This is a genomic window from Acetobacter aceti, assembly GCF_002005445.1.
GTDB lineage: Bacteria > Pseudomonadota > Alphaproteobacteria > Acetobacterales > Acetobacteraceae > Acetobacter > Acetobacter aceti_B.
Window position 1 is genome coordinate 3,366,719 of sequence record NZ_CP014692.1, and the last position, 22,948, is coordinate 3,389,666.

Annotated in this window: 21 protein-coding genes and 1 pseudogene; 11 read left to right on the forward strand and 11 right to left on the reverse strand. The window is 56.4% G+C overall.

Annotation, left to right across the window (positions count from 1 at the left end; translation table 11 throughout):
* Window positions 1-10 precede the first annotated feature (10 nt).
* On the reverse strand, window positions 11-484 hold the full coding sequence (gene msrB / locus A0U92_RS15415; protein ID WP_077813902.1) for a peptide-methionine (R)-S-oxide reductase MsrB: 474 nt from the start codon (window positions 482-484) through the stop codon (window positions 11-13).
* A gap of 178 nt (window positions 485-662) precedes the next feature.
* On the opposite strand from msrB, the gene A0U92_RS15420 reads away from it, so the two are divergent.
* The 3 genes from A0U92_RS15420 (at window position 663) to A0U92_RS15430 (ending at window position 2,473) form a co-directional block, all read left to right on the forward strand.
* Window positions 663-1,301, forward strand: coding sequence for a cytochrome b/b6 domain-containing protein (locus tag A0U92_RS15420; protein WP_077813903.1), 639 nt, complete (start codon window positions 663-665; stop codon window positions 1,299-1,301).
* The gene (locus A0U92_RS15425; protein WP_077813904.1) at window positions 1,298-2,047 is read left to right on the forward strand and encodes a molybdopterin-dependent oxidoreductase; all 750 of its coding nucleotides are present in this window, start codon (window positions 1,298-1,300) and stop codon (window positions 2,045-2,047) included. Before A0U92_RS15420 ends, A0U92_RS15425 begins: the two co-directional genes overlap by 4 nt.
* Window positions 2,048-2,152: 105 nt before the next feature.
* Complete coding sequence (locus A0U92_RS15430) at window positions 2,153-2,473, forward strand: pentapeptide MXKDX repeat protein (protein ID WP_077814506.1); 321 nt, start codon at window positions 2,153-2,155, stop codon at window positions 2,471-2,473.
* Between the two features lie 13 nt (window positions 2,474-2,486).
* On the opposite strand, the gene A0U92_RS15435 is transcribed toward A0U92_RS15430, so the two are convergent.
* Window positions 2,487-3,238, reverse strand: a protein-coding gene (locus A0U92_RS15435; protein WP_149026388.1) for an IS5 family transposase whose coding sequence is annotated in 2 segments (ribosomal slippage) — window positions 2,487-2,908 and window positions 2,908-3,238 — 753 coding nt in all. Because the reading frame shifts where the segments join, the coding sequence is not laid out codon by codon here.
* Window positions 3,239-3,642: 404 nt separating this feature from the next.
* Here A0U92_RS15435 and A0U92_RS15440 point away from each other — a divergent pair.
* Window positions 3,643-4,398, forward strand: a pseudogene (locus A0U92_RS15440) (IS5 family transposase).
* 50 nt (window positions 4,399-4,448) lie between these two features.
* Here A0U92_RS15440 and A0U92_RS15445 read toward each other — a convergent pair.
* The 7 genes from A0U92_RS15445 to A0U92_RS15475 form a co-directional block, all read right to left on the reverse strand.
* Complete coding sequence (locus A0U92_RS15445; RefSeq protein WP_077813905.1) at window positions 4,449-5,285, reverse strand: phytanoyl-CoA dioxygenase family protein; 837 nt, start codon at window positions 5,283-5,285, stop codon at window positions 4,449-4,451.
* A gap of 219 nt (window positions 5,286-5,504) precedes the next feature.
* Window positions 5,505-6,773 carry a M20 family metallo-hydrolase gene (locus A0U92_RS15450; RefSeq protein WP_077813906.1) on the reverse strand — a complete coding sequence of 423 codons (1,269 nt, stop codon included), beginning with the start codon at window positions 6,771-6,773 and terminating at the stop codon, window positions 5,505-5,507.
* Between the two features lie 82 nt (window positions 6,774-6,855).
* Window positions 6,856-7,647 (reverse strand): transporter substrate-binding domain-containing protein, encoded by a 792-nt coding sequence (locus A0U92_RS15455; RefSeq protein ID WP_187668793.1) that lies wholly within the window; start codon window positions 7,645-7,647, stop codon window positions 6,856-6,858.
* Window positions 7,648-7,679: 32 nt separating this feature from the next.
* Entirely contained in the window at window positions 7,680-8,597 is a 918-nt protein-coding gene (locus A0U92_RS15460; RefSeq protein WP_149026493.1) for a polysaccharide deacetylase family protein, read from the reverse strand.
* A 41-nt stretch (window positions 8,598-8,638) separates the two neighbouring features.
* Window positions 8,639-9,403, reverse strand: coding sequence for a class II aldolase/adducin family protein (locus A0U92_RS15465; RefSeq protein WP_149026560.1), 765 nt, complete (start codon window positions 9,401-9,403; stop codon window positions 8,639-8,641).
* Window positions 9,404-9,442: 39 nt separating this feature from the next.
* Window positions 9,443-11,044 (reverse strand): zinc-binding metallopeptidase family protein, encoded by a 1,602-nt coding sequence (locus tag A0U92_RS15470; RefSeq protein WP_077813909.1) that lies wholly within the window; start codon window positions 11,042-11,044, stop codon window positions 9,443-9,445.
* A 13-nt stretch (window positions 11,045-11,057) separates the two neighbouring features.
* Window positions 11,058-12,062, reverse strand: coding sequence for a dimethylarginine dimethylaminohydrolase family protein (locus A0U92_RS15475; RefSeq protein ID WP_077814508.1), 1,005 nt, complete (start codon window positions 12,060-12,062; stop codon window positions 11,058-11,060).
* Window positions 12,063-12,814: 752 nt separating this feature from the next.
* Here A0U92_RS15475 and A0U92_RS15480 point away from each other — a divergent pair.
* From A0U92_RS15480 to A0U92_RS15510, 7 genes are read left to right on the forward strand one after another with little or no spacing between them, the layout of a single operon-like run.
* Window positions 12,815-15,046, forward strand: coding sequence for a TonB-dependent receptor (locus A0U92_RS15480; RefSeq protein WP_077813910.1), 2,232 nt, complete (start codon window positions 12,815-12,817; stop codon window positions 15,044-15,046).
* Between the two features lie 13 nt (window positions 15,047-15,059).
* The gene (locus A0U92_RS15485; RefSeq protein WP_077813911.1) at window positions 15,060-15,881 is read left to right on the forward strand and encodes a transporter substrate-binding domain-containing protein; all 822 of its coding nucleotides are present in this window, start codon (window positions 15,060-15,062) and stop codon (window positions 15,879-15,881) included.
* Window positions 15,882-15,897: 16 nt separating this feature from the next.
* On the forward strand, window positions 15,898-16,728 hold the full coding sequence (locus tag A0U92_RS15490) for an amino acid ABC transporter permease (RefSeq protein ID WP_077813912.1): 831 nt from the start codon (window positions 15,898-15,900) through the stop codon (window positions 16,726-16,728).
* Window positions 16,725-17,540 carry an amino acid ABC transporter ATP-binding protein gene (locus A0U92_RS15495; protein ID WP_077813913.1) on the forward strand — a complete coding sequence of 272 codons (816 nt, stop codon included), beginning with the start codon at window positions 16,725-16,727 and terminating at the stop codon, window positions 17,538-17,540. The genes A0U92_RS15490 and A0U92_RS15495 overlap by 4 nt, the downstream gene beginning before the upstream one ends.
* A gap of 21 nt (window positions 17,541-17,561) precedes the next feature.
* Entirely contained in the window at window positions 17,562-18,455 is an 894-nt protein-coding gene (locus A0U92_RS15500) for a polysaccharide deacetylase family protein (RefSeq protein WP_077813914.1), read from the forward strand.
* On the forward strand, window positions 18,442-19,266 hold the full coding sequence (locus tag A0U92_RS15505) for a transporter substrate-binding domain-containing protein (protein ID WP_077813915.1): 825 nt from the start codon (window positions 18,442-18,444) through the stop codon (window positions 19,264-19,266). Before A0U92_RS15500 ends, A0U92_RS15505 begins: the two co-directional genes overlap by 14 nt.
* 42 nt (window positions 19,267-19,308) lie before the next feature.
* Complete coding sequence (locus A0U92_RS15510; protein WP_077813916.1) at window positions 19,309-19,941, forward strand: TetR/AcrR family transcriptional regulator; 633 nt, start codon at window positions 19,309-19,311, stop codon at window positions 19,939-19,941.
* A 767-nt stretch (window positions 19,942-20,708) separates the two neighbouring features.
* Here A0U92_RS15510 and A0U92_RS15525 read toward each other — a convergent pair.
* Both A0U92_RS15525 and A0U92_RS15530 read right to left on the reverse strand, forming a co-directional pair.
* Window positions 20,709-21,377: a hypothetical protein gene (locus A0U92_RS15525; protein ID WP_077813918.1), complete on the reverse strand. Its 669-nt coding sequence runs from the start codon at window positions 21,375-21,377 to the stop codon at window positions 20,709-20,711.
* Window positions 21,378-21,735: 358 nt separating this feature from the next.
* The gene (locus tag A0U92_RS15530; RefSeq protein WP_149026495.1) at window positions 21,736-22,863 is read right to left on the reverse strand and encodes a hemolysin-type calcium-binding protein; all 1,128 of its coding nucleotides are present in this window, start codon (window positions 22,861-22,863) and stop codon (window positions 21,736-21,738) included.
* Between the last annotated feature and the right edge of the window lie 85 nt (window positions 22,864-22,948).

Genomic DNA, 22,948 nt, shown 5'->3' on the forward strand with positions numbered 1-22,948 from the left:
TTCAGCTCCTTCAGGCCGTATGGAATGAAAGCGCCACGCCGTTCATGCAGTAGCGCAGGCCCGTTGGCTGAGGCCCGTCATCGAACACGTGGCCGAGATGACTACCGCAGGTCGCGCACCGCACCTCCGTGCGCTCCATGCCCAGGCTGTCATCGCTCCGTTCCTGCACGGCGTGCGGCAGTGCGCTGTCGAAACTCGGCCAGCCGGTGCCGCTTTCGAACTTCGCGCGCGCGTCGAACGCTGCCGTGTCGCATCCGGCGCAGGCGAAGCGACCGGGGCGATGCTCGGTCAGCAATGGGCTCGAATACGGCGTTTCGGTGCCTGCCTCGCGCAGCACATCGTATTGCGCGGGCGTCAGCAGGCGGTGCCATTCGGCGTCAGTGTGCGTGACGGGATAAAGCCCGGCGGCCCGTGCACGGCCAAACGTTGGCATGGCAGTGGCCATGGCAACGGCGGCAAGAAAGAATTGGCGGCGGGATGTCATGCCGTGTTCCCCTCTGTTTTGGGTTATCACAGCGTTCTTCGCGAAAACTCCCTGTCCGGTTACGCGGATAAGCAGAGTTTTTATTTCCGTCAGGAGACGGCGGACGCTGTAACCTTTCGCGCCTGACTGACGAACGCATCCGCATCACCGTTCCATCATTCAATCGGAAAAACCGGACATGCCCTCATCGCGCCGCACGCCATCGCCCGTCATTCGCATCACCCACTGGATCGGCGCATTGGCGATGCTCGCCCTGATCGGCAGTGGCTGGCAGATCTATAACGCCTCGCCCATTCTGCCTTTCGAATTCCCGGCCTGGGCTACATTGGGTGGCTGGCTGGGCGGCGGGATCGCCTGGCATTTCGCGGCAATGTGGGTGCTGATGGCGGCCGGCATCGTCTACTTGGCGTATGGCGTGCTGTCAGGGCATTTCCTCCGCGATCTGCGGCCCACCGGCCCACGCGCCGTTGGTCGTGATCTGGCTCTCGCGCTGCGCTTCAGACTGTCGCATGCCGCCGGTCATTACAACGCCGTCCAGAGACTGCTTTATACCGGCGTGCTGACTGTCGCTCTCCTGACCGTTGCAAGCGGACTGTCCATCTGGAAACCGGTGCAGCTTGGATGGCTGACATGGCTGTTCGGCGGTTACGATGTTGCCCGCCGCATTCATTTCGCAATGATGACGCTGATCGTCGCCTTTCTCGCCCTTCACATCGCGCTCGCCCTGCTCGTGCCGTCGACCCTGTTCGGCATGGTGTTTGGCCGCCGCGCGAGCGCGTCGCCGAAAACGGATGTTCAGGAAGGGACCGCCCGATGAATCGCAACCGCCTCGATCGCTCGGCGATTGCTCCCGAACTGCGACGGGTCGAGCGCCGTCTGATGCTCAAAAGCGCCCTGTCGCTCGGCGGACTGTCGATGCTGTCCGGCTGTGCGCTGGACGACGAGCCCTCCGTGGAGCGCGCGCTCAGCGCAATGTCGCGTTTCACCGACTGGATGCAGGCCCTGCTGTTCAGTCGCCAGCGTCTCGCAAGGGAGTTCGACGCTTCGCAGATTACGCGGCCCTTCCCGTTCAACGCCTATTACGATGAGAGCGAAATCCGCACCGTCGATCCCGCAGGCTGGCGTCTGGAAGTCGGTGGTCTGGTCTCGGACAAGCGCGCATGGTCGCTGGCGCAGTTCCGCGCCTTGCCGCAAAAGCGGCAAATTACACGCCATATCTGTGTCGAGGGATGGAGTGCGATCGGTGACTGGTCCGGCGTGCCGCTTTCTATATTTCTGCAAAAGGTCGGCGCGGACCTTCGTGCGAAATATGTCAATTTTCGCTGCTTTGACGATTATTCAACCAGCATCGACATGGCGACCGCGCTGCATCCTCAGACCATTCTGGCGCTGGACTATGGAGATCATGCTCTTCCGCCTGCCTATGGCGCGCCGATGAAGGTCAGGATTCCAACAAAGCTGGGCTACAAGAATCCGAAATATCTTGCGTCCATCGAAGTCACCAATCGCTTTCCCGGCGGCTACTGGGAGGATCAGGGCTACGACTGGTTCGGCGGGTCATAAAAAAAGACGCGCCGTCCTGTAACCCGACGACGCGCCTCACCGAAGAATGGAACAGAGAGGCGGAATGCTTCCCCCTCCACATCATCAACAGATCAGGAAATGACCATGTTCATTCGCAATATCGCCATTGCAGCCGCTTTCTCATCCGCCGTCGCTCTGGGTGGCGTCGCTCACGCACAGGACGCCATGTCGCACGATGCCATGGCCCCGAACCAGATGGCGCCAAATTCGATGGCACATGACAGCATGTCGAAGAATGGCATGACGCACGACACGATGGCTCCAAATGCGATGGCCCATAACGGCATGTCCCACGACGGTATGAAGAAGCATGGCGGCATGAAGAAGAACACGATGTCCCGCGACAACATGCGCCATGACAACGCGATGGCCGCTCCGCAGGATGGCATGGCGAAGCCGAACTAAGGTTTGTGGGGATTCATCGTGAATGAATGATAGCTGCGACGAGATAGATCATGGCGCTGAAGCTTTTGTCTGTTTTGTCGGCCCGCATCGCGATACGTTTAAATTCCTTGAGTTTACAGAAGAAGTTCTCGATCAGATGACGCCATTTGTATATTTCGCGATCCAGCGGCAGTGGCTTTGAGCGCCTCGGATGCTGGGAAATGACAACCGTGGCGCCCCTTTCATCAAGATCGGCAATGATGCTGTTGCTGTCGAATGCCTTGTCTGCGATGAAAGCGTCGAATTCGAGACCGTCAATCAACGGTGGCACGTCCACGCTGTCAAAGCGTTGGCCGGGCATCAGGCGAAAGCGCACCAGATTGCCCAGAGCATCCGTCAGCGCGAGAATCTTCGTCGTCATGCCGCCTTTCGAGCGCCCTATGGCCTGGCTCTGAGTCCCCCTTTTGCGCCCTGACCATGACGGTGAACTTTCACGATCGTTGCATCGACCATGACATACTCCATGTCCGGATCGCCAGACAGGGCATCGAAAATCCTTTTGAAGACATCAGTGTTCCGCCAGTCGCTGAAGCGACGGAAGGCCGTGCTCCAATTGCCAAATACGGCAGGAAGGTCACGCCAGGGACTACCTGTTCGTACAATCCACAGCACTGCTTCCATAAAAAGGCGGTTGTTTCGACCACTCCGTCCTGGATCTGTCAATTTGCCAAGACAGTGAGGTTCAATCTGCGCCCATTGGGCGTCCGTCAGCACAAAACGTTCCATCCAGAGCTTGAATCATATCTCAAGCTCTTTGTGAATCCCCACAGACCTTAGAGCATATCCAGTTTGAATGAACACATTCGAACTGGTGAATATGCTCGATAAACAATGAATTAGAGCAATTCCACTTGGCCAGAGTTCAGTGGAATTGCTCTAAGTATTTAGTCCCGTGTTTTGCTGGCGCATTATCCGGTCAGGGGTGGAGGGATGCGCTATGGGACAGATTTTACACGGAAGCGCCCGCACGACAGCGGCAGTCCGTCGAGCGATACAACGACAGTCAAGAGAGCCTGGGGGTTCTACGGCGTGTCGTCAGTTAACCGCTGCTCTTGACGGCTGAGAGTTGTACTTTGTGTCTGCGTGTGCTGACTGTTTTCCCGTTTTTTTTTGGGGGGGGAGACAGACAGATGTGGTGCTACGGTTTACGCGATGATCAGTGGGAGCGGATAAAGGCTCTTCTTCCCGGTCGTGAAGGTCATGTCGGCGGCACGGCTGCGGACAATCGTCTGTTTGTGGAGGCCGTGCTGTATCGCTATCGTGCAGGCATCCCCTGGCGTGACCTTCCTGCCCGCTTTGGCGACTGGAAAAACAAACATCGCCGTCTGCGCCGCTGGCGCGAAAGTGGTGTGATTGAAAGGATCTTTCGTTATCTGGCGGCAGATCACGACAACGAATACATGATGATCGACAGCACGATTGTCCGGGCACATCAGCACAGTGCCGGAGCCCTGAAAAAGGGGGTGCGGATCAGGCCATCGGACAATCACGAGGTGGACTGACGACGAAGATCCATCCCATCTGCGATGCGCTCGGTAATCCGGTGGAACTCGCCCTCACACCGGGGCAGGATGCTGATATCACCCAGGCGGAACCGCTCATGGAAAACATCGACCCGGACGCCTTCTTTGCCGACAGGGCGTATGACGCGAACAGGCTGATCGACCATTTGACAGAGCGCGGGATTACCCCGGTCATTCCATCCAGACGCAACAGAACGACACAACGGGACACAGACTTCGCTCTTTACAGGAAACGAAAACCTCATCGAACGGTTCTTCAATAAACTCAAACAGTGCCGCGCCATTGCAACCCGCTACGACACATTGAAATCGACCTTCCTCGCAGCCGTTCAGTTCGTTTCAATCATCATCCTGCTTAACTGACGACACGACGTAGCATATCCCCCACCGCAGCGGGGTAACAACACAACACCTCAAGCCGTGGTGGGCACCGGAAGGATCTGCGGGAAAGTGGCACAGGTAAGCGGCTGTCCTACAACCAGATTGTCACCTTTGACAGGCGGCGCAAGATCGCTCTTGATTTCCATGTAACGCGCATCATCGCCTGCCCAGCAAGTGGACAGCACACGGCGCGATCGATTGGGATTGATATTGCCCGGTGCAGCGTGCAGCGTACGGCAGTGGAACACAAGACAGTCACCGGGTTTCAAAGCCCATTTCAGAATCTCATGATCTGCCCGTGCCGCATCAATATCCGGAACTGGAGGACGGTTATCGCGACTACCATTGAAGCGACTGGCGCTGTCAAAAGGCACGGCTTCATAAAGTGTGTTCCAAAGATGTGACCCACGCACAAATTCCAGAGACGTTTCAAGCGGAATCTCATCCAACGGCATCCATACCGTAAGCGCCTGGGAACCATCCACACACCAGTAAGATTGATCCTGATGCCATGGCGTTCGTTTCGAAGTGCCACCTTCCTTGATCAGCAGAAAATCATGATAAAACGTGACGGTACGAGAATGCATCAAGGCACCCGCAACATGTGATAACGGACCGGTCCAAACAAAATCACGGAAAGCAGGAACACGCTGCCACACCAGAACATCTCCGAAAAAACCACCTTTTTCTTCCGGGTTCCCAAACTTGAAATGATGCGGACCAGCGGCGGCAATGGCTTGTGGCAACGCCTCTGTAAGTGATTGTAGTGTTTCAGCCGGTATCACGTTACGCAGGCAAAGCGCTCCATCCCGTTGAAACTGAGTGAATTGCGCTTCAGATATGAATGGAGAGGTAATAAAAGGAGACATCACGAATCACGTCCTTCTTGCTGCGTCCAATTCCCGATTTGTGCAACAAAGCCGGTCAGGGGGATAACCTCATGCCCGGTCAGTCGCTTGCCTGTCCCACTTTCCCCCGGATCCTGCCGGTTTCCTGCCCGTCGCTCGAGACGGTCTGAGCACGTGCTGATGGCGGCAGAGTCTGACTGCCGGGCAATCCACCCGCGGGAAAGCATGAGGTTACCTGATTTATGCGGGGTCAAAATGTGCATCGGCCGCCATGATGGCGTGCAGCAGCACATTGGCCCCGGCCACGATGTCGCCTGCTTCCGCGTGTTCCGCTTCATTATGGCTCAGCCCGTCGCGGCAGGGGATAAAGATCATGGCGGTGGGACAGATATGCCCCATATAGGCGGCGTCATGGCCCGCGCCAGATACGATGTCACGGCAGCTCTGCCCCATCAGGCTGGCGGCCCTGCGCACCATTTCCACGCAGTCGGGATCAAAATGCACGGCCGGGGAATCCCAGATCCGTTTCATTGACAGCGTAACGCCCTGCTGTTCCGCCTGTCGTGTGGCTTCCATGCGTATGCGCTCTTCCACGGCGGCAAGCACGTCATCATCGGGGTGGCGCAGGTCCAGCGACATCTCGACTTCGCCGGGCACCACATTGGTACTGCCGGGCTGCACCTGTATGACACCCACGGTCGCCCGTGTGTCTGCACCATAAGATTGCGCGATTTCGTCGATCATGATCATGACATGGGCTGCGGCAAGCAGCGCATCGCGACGCATGGCGCGTGGTGTCGTGCCGGCATGCGCTTCCTGACCACTCAACCGCAGGTCAAACCAGCGTATGGCCTGCACGCCGGTGACCGCGCCAATGGTTATGCCTTCCTTTTCAAGGATAGGTCCCTGTTCGATATGCAGTTCAAAATAGGCCCGGACCGGGTGCTGGCCACAGGGTTCAGCGCCCCTGTAGCCGATTTCTTCCAGTGCCTGTCCGAAGGTTGTTCCCCGTGCATCCTGCGTTCCGTAAGCCTGTGCCTGAGTGAAGGCGCCGGTAAATACGCCGGATGACATCATGGCGGGCGCGAAACGGGACCCTTCCTCGTTCGTCCAGTTGACCAGTTCGACTGGGTGCCGCATCCGGTAGCCGCTGCGCTGTAGCGCGCGCAGGGCCGACAGGCCGGCCAGCACACCATAAATGCCATCATATTTTCCGCCGGTCGGCTGCGTATCAAGATGGCTGCCCATGACCAGCGGGGGCAGGGCAGGATCGGAACCAGACAGGTGGATGAACTGGTTGCCCATGGAATCAACCGTAAGCACGCCGCCCAGTGCAGCCGCCTGCGTTCCCAGCCAGTCGCGGACCTGGCGGTCTTCCGCGCCAAGGGTCAGACGGCAGATGCCACCCTTTGCCGTGCCGCCAAAGGCTGCGGTTTCGGCAATGTCAGCCAGCAGCGACGGGCCATCAATACCAAGGTTTACGCCCGTGGGTATCATGTCCTGATTCATGTATTTTCCTTTTGTTGTCTGTATTTCCGGATGCTGCGGGACCGGGTGGCATGACAGGCGTCATATGTTCCATTTTTTCGTATTATTGCTTTATATTATTTGAAAGGTTCCATTTTTTAGCGATGTTTATGAAATCATTACTTTGCCGTATTCGTGTTAGTGCTTCTGAAAACAGGGTTTCGTTCTGTATGTCCCCCTTCCTGAAGGCTGCTACAATATTCGTCTGGTTGATGGGGGCGGCAATGGGACGGAAATGGCCGCCTCTCAGTCCGACAATAAACGCGACGACTTCCTGCCCATGCAGGGCTGCGCTTGAACGCCCTTCGCGCAGGTTGCTCAGCTGCTGGCCAAGATCTGAATCCCACATGACCTTTATGGCGGGTTTTCCATGGGCTTCGCAGTTTCTGGCGCTCCAGCGTGCAGCCTGTTCGGCAAAACTGGTGCCCTGAATGGTCGTGACAGTCTTACCACACAGGTCGGTCAGCGTATGGATGTCATCATGTTCGGCGGAAGTATAAAACTGTGATCCGGTGGTAAGGTAGGGAATGAAGTCAAACAGGACATGCCGGGCGGGAATGTCGTAGAAGCCGCTGATGATCATGTTGGCCCGCCCCGACAGCAGGGTCGGGATCAGTTGTTCAAAAGTACTGTCAACCCATGTGACCGGTCGTGCCGAAACCCGGCCAATCGCGGCGGCCAGATCAATATCGAATCCCTGCATCTGCGTTGTTTCCGGGTCACGGAATTCCATTGGCGGATTTCCCGTGTTGACGGCCACGACAATCGGGTTTTCCCCCGTAATGGCTACCGGACCGTTTCTGTAATAATGGATGAACAGAACATACGCGATCATGATCGCCGCGATAATGGTCATGATCCATGTTCTTTTCATGCCAGCCCCTTTCTCTAACGCACGGGAGTGGAAAGGGGGGGGACGCCCCCGATCCAGCGCGGGATCTGCTCTTCATGCGGTATCCATGTGCCGCTGGCCACCAGCGTGGAGATATGGGCTGCGATATCTTCCATCGGCGCAAACCAGACATCGCCTTTTTCGTGCATGTAATCCAGCAGTTTTACAATTTCCGCCGCGCGCGACAGCCGGCCCGATACAAACGGATGCCATATTGCCGACCACAGGCCGCCATACTGCCAGGCTGCATCGAATTCCGCACGGAATACGGCCATGGCTTCCGCGGGCGCGCGGATTGTCTGGGCCATCCTGAAGGCCTTGGTGTGTACATATTGTGGCCAGTCATCCAGCGCATGGGTGGAAGGCAGTTCGATCAGTGAACCTGCCTTGCCCTTCAGCATGTATGGCACATCATCCCCATACAGCGACGCATCGTAGCTGAAGCCATGTTCAACAAGAAGGTCGAGCGTGTATTCGGAAAACGCGCCTGATGGATTGCGGTAACCCGCTGGCGCCCGGCCTGTTGCCTTCTCGATCGCGCGCATGCCCTTTTCAAGGATCCGGCGCTCGTCATCAGGGGAATGCTGGTTGACGCGTTCATGCAGCCAGCCATGATGACCGATCTCATGCCCGTTTTCGACCAGCAGGGATATGGCATGCGGGTATTCTTCCACACACCAGCCCGGCACGTACATTGTCTGCCGGATGCCGAAATGCTTCCAGATATTGACAATGCGCGGCACCCCAACCGTTGCGCCAAAACGCAGTTCGGACGCGGCGCTGACATGGCGGCCCGCATCCGCCCCATAAAACAGGTGCAGCAGGCTTTCGGCGTCAAAATCAAAGCACATGCACACCGCGCAGCGTGCGCCACCCGGCCACGGGGGCGGCTGATTGATCAACTGAAGCGACATAAGGTTTTTCTCCGCCAGCAGGCTTCACCACGGTGTGAGGATCAGGTCATATAATCCGGCTGTTCTCTCTGCATCTTGCGGCGCAGGGCGTTCCACAGCATCTCGCCCTTGTCCGCCCCCGTGGAGAACTGGCTGCGCACATGCGCAAGCATCTGAGGCGAAGGAATGGAAAGCGGTTGGCCGCCAGATTGCGCGGCAAGCTGGATACGGCATGCCTGTTCCAGATAATACATGTAGTAGAATGCTTCCGCGATGGTCGCCCCGACACTGAGCAGACCATGATTTTTCAGGATCATGACCTTGTGGTCACCCAGGTCGCGGACAAGACGTTCCCGCTCGCTCAGGTTGCGGTCTTCCGCAATCCCTTCATATTCATGCACTGCCACCGCATTGTAGAATTCCATGCTGATCTGGTTGATCGGCAGCAGCCCTCCCTGCTGGGCGGCAATCGCCATCCCGGCAAGGGTATGGGTGTGCATGACGCAGGCGGCATCGGGTCGCCTGCCATGTACTGCCGAATGGATGACGAAGCCTGCGGGATTGACAGGCATGGTGGTAGGCTGCGCAGGCTGGCCCCGGGCATCCACCTCGACAAGCGAACTGGCCGTGATCTCCTCAAACAGATAGCCATATGGATTGACCAGAAAGCGGTGTCCCGACCCGGGCAGACGCACGGACAGGTGCGTATAGACCGTATCGGTCATGTCCAGATGGGCGAACAGGCGATAGGCAAGCGCCAGGTCCTCCCTCAGGCGCTGCGTTGTGGTGGCGATATCCTGTGGCGTCGGGACCGCAGGGGAGAACATGTCAACCGGGGTCATGATCCTGAACTCCTTTGCGTCCGATCAATCGCGCACATTGCCCATGGACCATTCACGGCCGCGGGGCGTTTCCACGTATTCAGGCCAGTGGTAATCAACCGGCGCCCTGAAATCTTTGGGCAGCAGCGGCGCAATCCAGCGTGATCCGCCTACTCCGCCGCCGGTCCGTTCACGGAATTCGGCCTGTGCCGCTTCCAGCACCGCGGGTTTTGTCAGCAGGTCGAGCAGCGTGGTGGTGATGACCTGGGAGGCGCGGCTCCACATCGGGTCGATGCACGCGGTATAACCGGCCATAGCGTGGCGCGCCCATGCAGGATAGCGGTAGCCGGGGGCTTCGGGGTGATGCAGGGTCGGGCGGGCGACATACAGGCGGACCGTCGGCGCGTGCCATGTATAATCCACGTAGTCATCCGCCGCGTAATGCTTCTGCCATGGCGGCAACTGTTCACGGAAGGCTGCCTCGGCTTCCTGTGGTGGAGTCAGCTTCATCATGTTGGGCAGCAGGGGTTCTGTGGTCTCGGGCAGGCCGAGGGTCTTGTGAACGTCCTGGGCAAACCGCACCGCGTCCTCACCCCATTGTGGCGCGCCCAGTCTTTTGAAATTCGCGAAAGTGGTTTCCGCCATGACATGGTTGGGCAGACCGGGACGGGTCTTGGTGATCCATTCCTTTTTGACGGTGCAATGCGTCATCGCCGCGATACTGTCGGCATTGCGGTCAAGGATTTCAAAGGCCGACTGGCACATATCCAGCGAAGGCGCGCGCATTGAGTACTGGATCTGCCCGATTCCGGGAGCAAAATTGTCCGCCGTGGCCTGACCGGCAATCGGGATGAATTCGTTGATGGTCCAGCTGCCGGTATGCGGCAGGATGGATTCCTTCATCATCTTGGAATTGGTGTACATCAGACAGACCGCATCGATCGCACCGGGTGCACGTGCAATGGCATGGATATGCGTGATTTCACCCGATGAAATATCCGCCTGCCATGTTTCGGGATCGGGGCATTCGAATGTGTAGATGCGGCTCCAGTAAGGTGCGCTTGTCGTTTCCCAGAAGCATCCATTCGTCAGCGCGGGAAAGGAATGGGGATGGAAGCTGATGGCGGCATCCAGCCCGTCATAATAGCCGTGCGCGGCATGCACCGGCTTTGAACCGCACATCTTTTCTGCCGGTTCGCCAAAGAAGACGAGCGTGCCAGGAATGGAATGCGCTTCCATGGCCCGTTTCGTGGCAAGGAAACCGGCCAGAGCGCCGATACCCAGTGCGGAATGCGGGTCGGTATGACCCGCCGCCAGCTTGCTTGTCCCCTTCCGAGGCTGCCGATAGGGAACGGCTTCCTGCGACTGTCCGGGCACCGCGTCGTATTCAGCGTAGCCCGCCAGCACCGGACCGTCTCCGTTACGCCATTCCGCACGGAAGGCGGTCGGCATTCCGGCCGTAGCTTCCTCCACTGTGAACCCTTCGCTGCGCAGGCGTTCGACATACCAGCGGCTGGAGCGGTATTCGCGCCATGACGGTTCCTGAAAATCCCATATTGTCTTGTGATCTTTGGAAAATGCCGCCTGCCGTTCATTCAGCCAGTCGAGCGCGCAACGCTGCGCATCGGAAAATTCGTCATTCCACATTATCCCGCTCTCCTCAGATATCATCGCGGATCAGGGGACCGGTCGAGCAGTGCAGGCCGCCACCACCCGATATCATCTTGTCATACTTGACCGTAACGATATCGACCCCGGCGCCAACCAGCGCCTTGCGTGTTTTTTCGGACACGCCTTCGGGCATCACGACGCGGCCGGGGGCGATTGCCAGACAGTTGATGACAGATACATCATCTTCATAACCGACTTCGATGACGTGAATTCCCAGTTCACCAAGCTTTTCAAGGAACCAGTAAGGCAGCAGGGCAATATTGGCGATGGCAAGGTCCGGGGCGAGCATGACAAACACGCCATCGATATGAAGCCGATAACCGGTCAGTTGAATGCGCAGTAGTTCTACACCCTGCGTACGCAGGACTTCCTCGATCTGGTCGGCTCCGGATTCCGTGGTGCGCGAGGAAATCCCGATGACTGCGGTCGTGGGGTTCAGCCATGCGAAGCTGCCGCCTTCGGCAACACCACTGCCTGAAATCGTCCGCAGGATCGGGCACCCCATACGGGCCAGAGTCTGGGTAACGGGCCGTTCTTCGCCACGGCGGATTCTTGGGCCCATGCGAGTGACAATGGCCCCTCCTTTTACCGCAATGAGCGAATCACGGGTAAAGCAGGATTTCATACGGCCCGGCGCGATGGAGTCGAGATAGACAACCTCCACGCCCTCCCCACGCAGGGTGGCGACGTAACTGTCGTGCTGCGCCTGCATTGCCGCAAGATCCGGGCCTGTATCGCCACGCCAGTACCAGCCTGCTTCGACATCGCCGAAAGCATTGTTTTCCATACGTTTCGACGTATCAACAATGTTCACTTCGTCACCGGGGCGGTGCATCATGACCATGCGCAGACGCCCAACGTCGTTGTTACATCCCCATTTCTGGCCCCATACGGTTTCCTGCTGTGTTGTATCCTCGAATGCGGGTTCCGCTTCCGAGGGGAACAGCTTGATCAGCTGGTTATAACGCCATTCGCCTTCTGTGATCGCATTCATATCACGCATGACCCATTTATATTATTGAATATAAGTAATTAATCCCGGATGCAGCAAAAACATGACGGCTGCTTCGGTCATGATCTCATCTTATAGTGCCTTGGCGTCGACGCAAGAAAAATTTGGAGTTGACACCAAAAAGTCTGGACAGGGCCGATTCATTCCGTTTACGTTACTAATTATCCGGTATGTCAGAGATATCCCGGAAGCAGGGATCTTAAAAATTCTCTGTTATTTCAGGCAGGGATTCCAACCTGTGATTCAGCATCAATTTTCCTGCTGCAGGGTGGGCCGACATGAGAGTTACGTTCCACAGGGTCGGACGGCAGGGTGAAATAATGTTACTACAAGGAAATAGAGCGCGCGTGAGTATCATAACTGCCGAGATGAAGCGCCGCTCATATCGTTTCGATATCATTCCAATTATGGGAGTGAGTGCCGGGAACATGAAAAAATCAGGTTGCAGACTGATTTTTCCAGATCAGTTCATGGCGCAGGTCTCTGCCCGTGGTGTTTCGCGTGGCCGCCTGCCCGGTGCGGTCCGTCATGTTCCGGTGTCTAAAACAGTCAGGTGCAGGAATAAAAAGTAACCAATCTCAAAAACCCTACAATCATCCATCAGGAGGCATGTAATGAGACGTAGCCGATGTCTCGGGATTTTCATTGTATGTTGTGTTCCATACATTGATTCTGCAAAGGGAGCGACCGTATCTTCCGGGGCCGCTCCCGCTCCAGGGCAGCGTCATGGTGTTATGGCGGCGCCGCGGGCAGGCGCCCACACGGTGCGGCACGGTGCGGGCGCCGCACCGCGACAGGTGTCGGAGCAGTTGCGTGTCGTGTCCACCGCCCGCACCCAGTCACACGGTACGCGTGAAGTGGTCAGCCGCGCCATGATGGACAACTTCGTGCCGGGCACAAGTGCAGTCAAGATGCTTGCCCAGTTGCCAGGCGTTCAGTTCACGTCGTCTGATGCGCTGGGGGTGGATACGTGGTCTTCCACGCTGTACGCCCGTGGCTTCGTGCAGGACCAGATGGGCTTTACCCTTGATGGGGTTCCGTTGGGTGATCAGGGATATTTTACTTATAACGGCCTGAAATCTCAGGCTGCGATCGCGCCTGAAAATATTGCCAGCATGGATATCTCGCAGGGTGCGGGTGCTGTGGACGCGCCAGGGACCACCAACCTGGGTGGCCAGATCTCCATGGTTTCATCCGATCCCCTGCAGAAGGCCGGGGCACGTGTTTCGCAGTCCTTCGGCAGCTGGAATGCGTACCATACGTTTGTCCGGCTTGACAGTGGCAACCTGAATAGGACGGGCACCCGGTTTTACGTATCCTATGTCCGTAATGACACGGACAAGTGGAAGGGCGCGGGATACCAGTTTGAACAGAACGTCAATGCCAAGCTTGTCCAGCCGCTGAAGAATAAAAGTGAACTGTCGTTCTTCTTTGACTGGAACAACCTTGTGCAGCCGGTTGATTATCAGGATCTCAGTTTCAATTTCCTGAAGGTGTATGGTACCCGGCTTGATCAATACTATCCCAATTATACCAACGCCTATAACGCGGCGGAGGGGAAATACACGCTGGGCCAGGACAAGACGAACGATCCCAAGGACGTTGCATATTATGACGTGGGGCGTGTCTGGAATGACTACCTTGCGTACACGAAACTCAAGCTGAACATGACAAACAACCTGTCATGGGACACGACTTTGTATGGTCATGGCCAGAAGGCGATGGGGGTGTTCACCAACCCCTTCCATGCCTCGCCCAACGGGGCGCCATTGTCCGAACAGATCAAGCGTCCCTGGCTCATGCGTTACGGGTTTACGTCCGGTATGAACTGGCGCATGGGACACAATGTCCTCAAGGCCGGGATCTGGTACGAATACTACCGCAACGCCATAAGCCAGACATTGTACGAAGCCCCGCTGTTGGGGCAGGGTGTACCGGATCCAAACCATTTGGGCGCTGCGTTTGATCGCATGTGGGCCTTCGATTTCAACACCAATACTTTCATGGGCTATGTGGAAGACCGGTATTACATCATGCCCAACCTGGTAGCGTCTGCCGGGTTCAAGGCCATGACGTCCACCACCCGTGGATCACAGGTGGCGAACAATACGGGCGAGGCGGCACTGGCGCAGGGCAGCCTGAATGCATCAGACGGGTTCCTGCCGCATTTCAACGTTGATTACAATCTCGACCGGCATAACGAATTCTATTTCGATATTGCCAAGAACCTGCGTACTTATGCTGATGGTGGCTATGGCCTGGGCAGTGTCTGGGGTGTAACCAACCTGCAGACGTTCAATGAAATGAAGAAGGTGATCAAACCGGAAACCGACTGGACCTATATGGTCGGCTACCGTTATCAGGCGAAGAAACTGTCTGCATCTGTCAGCTTCTACCATACTGATTTCTTCAACCGCCTGCAGACGGTCGCATCAGGTAATATTGTCAACCCGACGGATTCAGTCGCCAACGTAGGCAGTGTCCACATGAACGGCGTGGACGTGGGGGCGACGCTCCGCCCGTTCAAGGGGCTGAGTTTCTACAACAGCTTCAGTTATAATCATGGATGGTACGGATCGGATGTGTCCGATGGCGGCACGGCCTATCAAACCAAGGGGAAGAGGATCGTCAACTATCCTTCCTTCATGTATAAAACGCAGCTTGCTTATACCTACCGCAGTGCGCAAGTGCATTTTGACGCATCCTACATGTCCAGCCGCCCGTTTGACTACGTGAATACGCTGCATGTTCCGTCCTACTGGCTGGCGTCTGTGGGAGCGCGTTACAACTTCGATCGTGTCGGCCCGCTCAGCACGCTGTCCGTCGGTTTCAACGTCTATAACCTTTTCAATTCCACCTATATCGGAACGATGGGGGACAACGGAAATCCGATGCAGGGTGATTATCAGTCCTTCAGCATCGGCGCGCCGCGTTCCTTCTTCGGTACCATCTCCGCTTCCTATTAGGACAGGAGCATAAATGCGCTTACGTCGCCTGCCCCTATTCGCATGGACTGCCTTCATGTCCGTTCTTGCCGCAGGGAGCATCATGCTGTCCCTGTCGGCCATGACCGCCGGATACGGGGCGCCGCCGGCGCCTCTGGTCGTGGGGATCAACCCCGTTTACCCACCCATGGAATTCCATGCGCCGGAAACGGGTGAGCTTCAGGGCTTCGATGTCGATTTCGCCTATGCGCTGGGAAGGCAGATGGGGCGTCCGGTGGAAATACGCGAAGCGTCCTTTCCCCAGTTGATGATTGATGTCGGTTCAGGGCGGATTGATATCATCATCAGTGGTCTGAACGACACGCCTGGTCGGCGGGGTGTTCTCCGCTTCATTGATTACCTGCAGTCCGGCGCCCAGTTGCTGGTGTCGGGCAGCAGTCCGTTCACACGGGACATCGACCTGTGCGGTGGGACGGTATCCGCCGCTCGTGGCACCGATTTCGCCCGTATCCTGCAGGTATGGAGCGCACGTGTCTGCACGGCCGGGCATCTGCCTGACATCACAGTGGTGGGGACTGAGAATTCCGCCATGGCCCGTCTGGAACTGCGTGAGGGCAGGGTGCAGGCCGCCGTACAGGGACAGGAAACGGTTGGATATTTTCTTGATAATGCCCATTCGCTGTTCCGCCGGTTTCTGCCCCCTATCAGCCAAGCCTGTCTTGCGATCGCCATGCGACATGACAGCGCGCTGTTTGAGAATATCAGAGCCAGTTTCGAACAGATGAAAAAGGATGGGAAGTATCAGAGCCTTCTTCGAAAATGGCACCTGGAAGCCAATACAGTCATTCCCTCATAGTCTGCACAGGTGAGACATGTCTGCTGAAATACAACTCGACGATCACAGCACGATCATAGAACGGGGCCGTTACCATATGGCCGTGTCGCTTGTGGGCGTACTGGCATTCGTGGCGTGGCTGATCCATGCCTTTGCCGTTTCCGATATCGAGTGGAGGTATGTAAGCCATTTCCTGATGGTCCGCACCATAATGCAGGGTGTGGCCGCAACGTTGCTCATGGCCATATCCGCCATGATGCTGGGTACCGTGATCGGCCTGACCTTTGCCATCGTGCAGCAGTCAGGCAATCCGGTCTGGAAAACGGTGGTGGCCGGTTATGTCTGGCTGTTCCGGGGGACGCCGGTCATCCTGCAACTGCTTTTGTGGTTCAATCTGGCGCTGGTGTTCCCGCATATATGGATACCCGGTTACGGTTCGGTCCAGACAGTGCAGCTTATGACGCCGTTCCTCTCCGCGCTGCTTGGTCTGGGGCTGAATCAGGGGGCCTACATCACCGAAATCATGCGTTCCGGTCTGACCAGTGTGGACAAGGGACAATATGAAGCCTGCTGCATGATCGGCATGACACGTCTGCTGGCGCTGCGCCGGGTCATCCTGCCACAGGCCCTGCGGGTGGTCATTCCACCACTGGGGAACGAGTTCATCAGCATGATCAAGCTTACATCGCTTTCAAGCATGATCCAGTATCCGGAAATACTGCATAACGCACAGAACATCTATTATGCCAATGCCCGGGTGATCGAACTGCTCCTTGTGACCGGGTTCTGGTATCTGACGATTGTGACCGTTCTCATGCCTGTGCAGTATTTTCTTGAAAAACGTATCAACAGGGGATGGTCGGGATGACTGCCACAGATATTGCAGCAATACCTGCGTCACCCATCCTTGAGGTCAGGAACCTGAGCAAGTCGTACGGCAGCACATCCATTCTGAAAGGGGTGTCGTGTACCCTGAACCAGGGGGATGTGATGTGCGTGCTGGGCGGATCGGGATCGGGCAAGACCACACTCCTGCGCTGTATCGCCCAGCTTGAGCGTTATCAGGGCGGCAGTGTGGTCGTGGATGGCGAACTGATGGGGATTGCTGCAGCAAAGAGCGGACGTTTTTACCGCCTGTCGGAGCGCCAGATCGCGCGCCAGCGTCTCGAGACCGGTATGGTCTTTCAGAAATTCAATCTGTTTTCACACATGACAGCGGTGCAGAATGTGATGGAGGGCCCTCTCCATGTCCTGTCTGTCCCGCCGGCGGAAGCTCGCAGGGAGGCCTGTCGCCTGCTGGAATGGGTAGGACTGGGGGAACGGATGGAGCATTATCCGGCCCAGTTGTCCGGTGGCCAGCAGCAGCGTGTCGCCATCGCCCGGGCCTTGGCCATGAAGCCCAAGGTCATGCTGTTTGACGAACCGACCAGTGCGCTTGACCCGGAATCCGTAGGCCGCGTGCTGGCGGTCATGAAACAGGTTGCCGCAACCGGCATGAGCATGATCGTCGTGACCCATGAAATGGGTTTTGCGCGTGAGGTCGCAAGCCAGGTCGTGTTCATGGATCAAGGGGCCATCGTGGAAAATGCCCCGTCCGCACAGTTCTTTTCCGCGCCATCGCACCCACGAGCGGCTGATTTCCTAGCCTCCACGCTGGGCGCGCGCGCACAGACCAACTGAAATTACAGGAATACATACAAGATGTCTGCAACCTATGAACGCTATCGCAACGTCCCGCTGACGCCCCCCAACCAGGCACCGCCCGCCCTGCGCTACCCCTGGCCCGAAGGGAACCGGGCCGCCATGTTCCTGTCTTTCGATATTGATGCGGAAAGCGCATGGACCGGCAAGGATCCGTCCCATGCCGACCGTCTTGTCACCATGTCCTTCGGCGGGTTCGAGGCACGGGTGGGCACACCCGTCATCCTCAGGCTTTTACGGGAAATGGAGCTGAAGGCCACGTTTTTCATTACCGGCTGGGCGGTGGAAGCCCACCCCGCCATGGCCGAGGCGGTACTGGCTGATGGTCATGAAATCGGGCATCACGGCTATCATCATCTCATTCCCGAACCCGGCGCCGATCATATGCAGGAGGAACTGGATTACGGGCTGGAAGTGCTTAAAAGGCGGCTGGGCGTGGTGCCTGTGGGTTATCGTGCGCCCATCGGGGAAGCATCAGCCGAACTGTGCCAGAGCCTGAAGGAGCATAATTTTCTCTATACCAGTTCCTGGTTTGATGATGTGCGCCCTTACCGGCAGTTGATGAAGGACGGATCGCCCGGCCTGATTGAACTGCCCCAGACCACCAGTTACGATGACTGGATGCACGGGCTTGCGAACCGTTTCAGCCCGCGCTCGATCTTTCCCAAGGAGCATGTGCTGTCGATGTGGCGCGATGACCTGGACGAAACCCGCGCATGGGGTGACCTTGTGACAACCGTGTTCCATCCGCAGGTAAGCGGTCGGCCGATGCGCTTCCGGCTGTTGCGTGAATTTTTGCAATATACTGTCAGTTGCAACGACGTATGGATTACAACAGGAGAGGAGATCGCACGGTATTACGAACAGCAGGAAAAAGCCCTTGCGGTATCGTGATCGTGCATTCGGGATGATCCGCGCCCTTCTGCCCGTGCTGCTGTGGCCGGTTATGGCCACAGCAGCACCCCGGCAGGTGGTGATCGGTGTTTATCCCAGCTATCCGCCGCTCGACATGCGAGACCCGGAGACGGGGCAGCTGGAAGGCTTTGATATTGATCTTGCCACCGCCCTTGCCCGGCAGAATGGCTGGGCGCTGACATTTCGTGAAATCAGTTTTGAAGAACTGCTGCCTGCCGTCCAGACCGGGCGTGTGGACCTGTTCTTCAATGGCATGATCGACAATGCGGTGCGGCGGGAATCCGTGGACTTCGTGGATTATCTGCGTGAAGGATCGCGTTTTCTTGTGCCGACGCGCGATGCGGCGATTTTCCGTACCCAGCGTGACCTGTGCGGCAAATACGTCGCGGCCAACAGGACCACCAGCCAGCCGGCTCAGATCCAGCAATGGAGCGCGGAAAACTGCAGTGGGAACGAAATCAGGTTCTATCCCGCGGAAAATGACTCCGACGCCATGATCCAGCTTTATGAAGGGCGGGTGCAGGCGATGATGGTTGACAGCATTGTCACCCAATATGTGATCCGACGTGAAAAGGGACGAATTACGGCAATGGAAGGGCTGATTTTCCCACAGAAATTCGGAATTGGGTTTCATAAGGGCAACACGGAACTGGCGGAACAGATCCGCAGCGGCCTGCGTGAACTTGTCCTGAATGGAAATTATAAAGAACTTCTTGATAAATGGGGTTTGCCGCAGGAAAATGGCCTTGACGAAGAATTGCGGCAGTCGTCCGTACCTGTCAGTCAGTGATGGATACGTGCGCACAGCCTGCTATCAGATGGACCAGCCGGTTTGACAACGCCACCCCGCTCCTCAAGAAATCATAAAGAGTCCGATGTTCTGGATGCAGGTGAACTGCTGTTCCAGACACAGGGCTATGAATCAACCAAGATCGAAGCCATTGCCGTGGAAGCGTCTGTTGCTTCGGCTACGGTCTATAACTATTTTGAAACAAAGAATAATATTCTCCTCAGTATTATTCTTCGGCATCTGGAAGCCGCTCTTCCCGAACGCCGCCGGTTCATGCGTGCGCTGCCGGACGATCCGGTGGCGGGTATCATCGCGTTTGAAAACATGCTGGCCGAGCAGGCGCTACGCTTCCTTGACCGGGATTCATGGAAAGTCATCCTGACCGCCAAACTGCTCGATGACCAGTCTGCCGCTTACCGCACGGCATGCAGGCTGGATACCCTGATCTACAAGCAGTACATCCGCATACTGACCCGGTATCGCAATATGGGGCGTATCGGGGACGACGTGGATATTGCCCTGCTGGCTTCCCTGCTGATTGATGTTGGCAATGCCGTGCTGGCGCGGATCGTGGGTTCGGCTCATACGGTGGCGGAAGGCATGAAGCTGTGGGGTGACCCGAGTGTGCGCATGGTCTTGCGTGGCCTGATCGTTGAGCCGGGGAAACCTGTCTAGCAACTGTGTTTAAGCTACGTGGCTGATACGCCACGGCAGGCCTGTTTTGATTACAGCATTTGCGATTGTGATGAGACGCCGTGCGATCGCAATGAGGGTCAGTTTATGTGGTGCCCTCGATCCGTCATATCTTTGGCAACAACTTTCAGAACCGGATTGTGACATGAGGCTGCCAATCCTGCCTGAAACAGGACGTGGCGGAGAGATCTTCTTCTCGCTGAGATGACACGTTTCCGGCCTCTGATCCCACACTGAGAAGCGTGGTCACATGGCCGCCTTGAAGAGCTGACCCCAATGGTTATTGACCTCATCGGACAGACCGGAACCGTGTGCGTCTGAAGTGTTGTTCTTTAAGCATGAAGCCTGACCCATCAGAGTTGAGGGGTAACCACGGTCGCGCTTACGATCACGTGTTCGGCGACCATGCATTCTACGGATGACGGATCCACGTCCCCCGGATCAGGCGTTTCAGCGGGATCTTGCGCCGCCGGAAAATAGATTAGGGCTCCAGTCTCTGATGTGGCGCAGCATTGACCAGCGCGCGTCGTCCCTCCGGAGACAGACGCCCCATACGGGCCATGCCAGTCCCGGGCGTTGACCGGATAGATTTCAGGTGTGCGTAAGAGAACCTTTCCGTCGCGACAGTAACAGGTCTCCACAACGTACTTTCCAATGGTATCACGAACGACAGGCGCGAGCGTGTTCATCGACGATCTCCAGAAACAGACAAACGATTTCAGGGCTTCCTGCGGATAATGGATCGCCCGTCATTCGAGCGCGGGCGACCATTCTTCTTGTTCAAGCACCTCACGCACGACGTCTTCAGGTGGTTCCTGTGCTTCATAGGAATCCCACCAGTCCTGATCGAGAAGATCAAAGATGTCGACACCGGCGGCACGGATGCAGATCCGGTTGGCTACGCGCAGATAACCGTAATGCTGCTTGCGGATCCGGAAGCGGGTCTTCGGCCAGCGCTTTTTCAGCAGCACGCGCAGATTGGCGGCCGCCAGCGTGCCGCTTCCCTCATCACCCTGTTTGAGATGTGCGACATCCGGATCGGCGCGCAGCCGCTCGACTTCGGCGTCGAACGAAGCCTTTGCTTCAGCTTCCTTCCGACACTTTTCCGCAGCCAGCTCGTCGGCCTGCGTTTTCAGTCGTTCCAGCTGGTCCGCATCGGCGAACCCGTCCTCACGCGCATACACGGTCCACTGCACGCCGCGCAGGATCGCTTCGGGAAGACGCTGACTGCGCTGTCCCGTGAGAAACACGATGTCAAAACTGGCTGAGCCACCCGTCATGATGCTACGCCCTGCCAGCGACCGGACGGGGGTTTTCCCGACTTCGCCATACACGGCGGTCACGTAACCGCGTCCCCGGTTATAGAGGATCATGGAAACCATGGTGCCCACGATCAAGGGATTTTCGGAAATCGACATTCTCTGCTCCTCTCAACATCTTTCCTGATGTCTCTGGAGCGGGCACAGTCCGGTGGACGGAACAGACGCGGCGCGCAGCGCCGGGATCGGAGCCACGCACAGGCCGCGCAGGGGGCGAGCATGGCGAGAACCCACCGTTTGTGGAGGACGCCGGACTGTGGCGCCCCCTTCCCTTATCTTGCTTTCCTTATCCTTCTATTTCTTCTATTGTATTGCAATCTCCGGAGAAATACGTCTGAATATTTATATATAAATTCGGTTTATCCACTGAGATAGATTTCCTCACCGTAAGTTCATGCGAAGAATATGCAGTGAGGATAAGGAGCAAGACATTCAGGGTTTAATCTATGTACAAAGATTAGGTCGAGAAGATAGTCGTCGAGTCAGCCGAAGGAAACGCTACCAGCGCCGTATGGTTCTGGATGCCTGAGAGAACACTCGCTGCTGAAGCAGAACTGTAATCTTCATTGGTGGCTGCCTGCGAGCTACCGATGGATGCGACCGATGCACTTCCTTGAAGAGATTTGAGGGTGAAATCCGCCAATACAGAAGCGTGAATTTCTTTGAGGTCTGCGCCCGATAGCAAAGCACCGGTGGGCGATGCTGCCGCGTCAGATGCAAGACCACTCGATAAAGCCGACCTCTGGGCGGAAGTAGCTGCAGATGTCGTCCCCGGCCATGCAGCGGCAGCTTGGTTCTCTACCGAAGACAAATAAGTGACGCCATTCAGAACGACTGTTAGCACATTGGTCAGGAACACCATTTGACCGTCAGTCTGATCGTAGAGTGCCCAATCTTCGCCATTGTTAAGATAACTCGTACCGTTCTGGTCTAAATATCCTCCTGCGTAGGCAGACCAGACGTTATTGGCGTAGTAGGTGCTGTTCCCGCCATTGCATGTGATGACGTCATTCCCAGCGCTCTGATGGAATGTGCAGTTTCCTATACCTTCGTAAAGAAAATTGTTTAGTGCTGCACCAGTAAACGTATCATTGCCACCAGATCCGTGAATGACAAGTTTTTGCAGCGCCGCTGACGCGCCACTTGTTGGATCAACCTGTTTGAAGACTGTGTGTGAGAGATCCATTGTGTCTCCACCATTACCCAATGCTTCGCCTGGATACATGCTGACACTGTCATTCGTGCCCTTAAAATCTATTTCTGTCGGTGCCCCGCCACTGGATGGGACACACTCAAAGATACCAACATCAGTATCCGATCCATCGATTTCCAAAGTGACGTGTTGTGTGGTGCTGGGATTATTAATTCCGCCGAGCCAGAGGGTGCCCATCCAGTATCGTTCGGAGTTTGTATGTGTATCAATAGCTTCGTACGTACTAGAGTCGGGTGTCGCAACAATTTTTCCAGAATATCCGTTTGCGTCAAACATTGCCATATCAAGGCTTGTTGGACCGCCTATGCTGCCTTTGTAAGGAAAACCCTGGCTGAAATCTGAATATTCAGTTTGTACACTGGATACAGGCATGAAACACCTCATCTATTAACTGTTATGTAATATATACTAGCATGCGGAGAATAGCTTGCTCACCAAAATCGCCAATTTATTTCTG

Excerpts from the sequence above, each read along its gene's own strand:
- msrB (WP_077813902.1), bottom strand. The coding sequence starts at position 484 with ATGACATCCCGCCGCCAATTCTTTCTTGCCGCCGTTGCCATGGCCACT.
- A0U92_RS15420 (WP_077813903.1), top strand. The coding sequence starts at position 663 with ATGCCCTCATCGCGCCGCACGCCATCGCCCGTCATTCGCATCACCCAC.
- A0U92_RS15425 (WP_077813904.1), top strand. The coding sequence starts at position 1,298 with ATGAATCGCAACCGCCTCGATCGCTCGGCGATTGCTCCCGAACTGCGA.
- A0U92_RS15430 (WP_077814506.1), top strand. The coding sequence starts at position 2,153 with ATGTTCATTCGCAATATCGCCATTGCAGCCGCTTTCTCATCCGCCGTC.
- A0U92_RS15445 (WP_077813905.1), bottom strand. The coding sequence starts at position 5,285 with ATGTCTCCTTTTATTACCTCTCCATTCATATCTGAAGCGCAATTCACT.
- A0U92_RS15450 (WP_077813906.1), bottom strand. The coding sequence starts at position 6,773 with ATGAATCAGGACATGATACCCACGGGCGTAAACCTTGGTATTGATGGC.
- A0U92_RS15455 (WP_187668793.1), bottom strand. The coding sequence starts at position 7,647 with ATGACCATTATCGCGGCGATCATGATCGCGTATGTTCTGTTCATCCAT.
- A0U92_RS15460 (WP_149026493.1), bottom strand. The coding sequence starts at position 8,597 with ATGTCGCTTCAGTTGATCAATCAGCCGCCCCCGTGGCCGGGTGGCGCA.
- A0U92_RS15465 (WP_149026560.1), bottom strand. The coding sequence starts at position 9,403 with ATGTTCTCCCCTGCGGTCCCGACGCCACAGGATATCGCCACCACAACG.
- A0U92_RS15470 (WP_077813909.1), bottom strand. The coding sequence starts at position 11,044 with ATGTGGAATGACGAATTTTCCGATGCGCAGCGTTGCGCGCTCGACTGG.
- A0U92_RS15475 (WP_077814508.1), bottom strand. The coding sequence starts at position 12,062 with ATGAATGCGATCACAGAAGGCGAATGGCGTTATAACCAGCTGATCAAG.
- A0U92_RS15480 (WP_077813910.1), top strand. The coding sequence starts at position 12,815 with ATGGCGGCGCCGCGGGCAGGCGCCCACACGGTGCGGCACGGTGCGGGC.
- A0U92_RS15485 (WP_077813911.1), top strand. The coding sequence starts at position 15,060 with ATGCGCTTACGTCGCCTGCCCCTATTCGCATGGACTGCCTTCATGTCC.
- A0U92_RS15490 (WP_077813912.1), top strand. The coding sequence starts at position 15,898 with ATGTCTGCTGAAATACAACTCGACGATCACAGCACGATCATAGAACGG.
- A0U92_RS15495 (WP_077813913.1), top strand. The coding sequence starts at position 16,725 with ATGACTGCCACAGATATTGCAGCAATACCTGCGTCACCCATCCTTGAG.
- A0U92_RS15500 (WP_077813914.1), top strand. The coding sequence starts at position 17,562 with ATGTCTGCAACCTATGAACGCTATCGCAACGTCCCGCTGACGCCCCCC.
- A0U92_RS15525 (WP_077813918.1), bottom strand. The coding sequence starts at position 21,377 with ATGTCGATTTCCGAAAATCCCTTGATCGTGGGCACCATGGTTTCCATG.
- A0U92_RS15530 (WP_149026495.1), bottom strand. The coding sequence starts at position 22,863 with ATGCCTGTATCCAGTGTACAAACTGAATATTCAGATTTCAGCCAGGGT.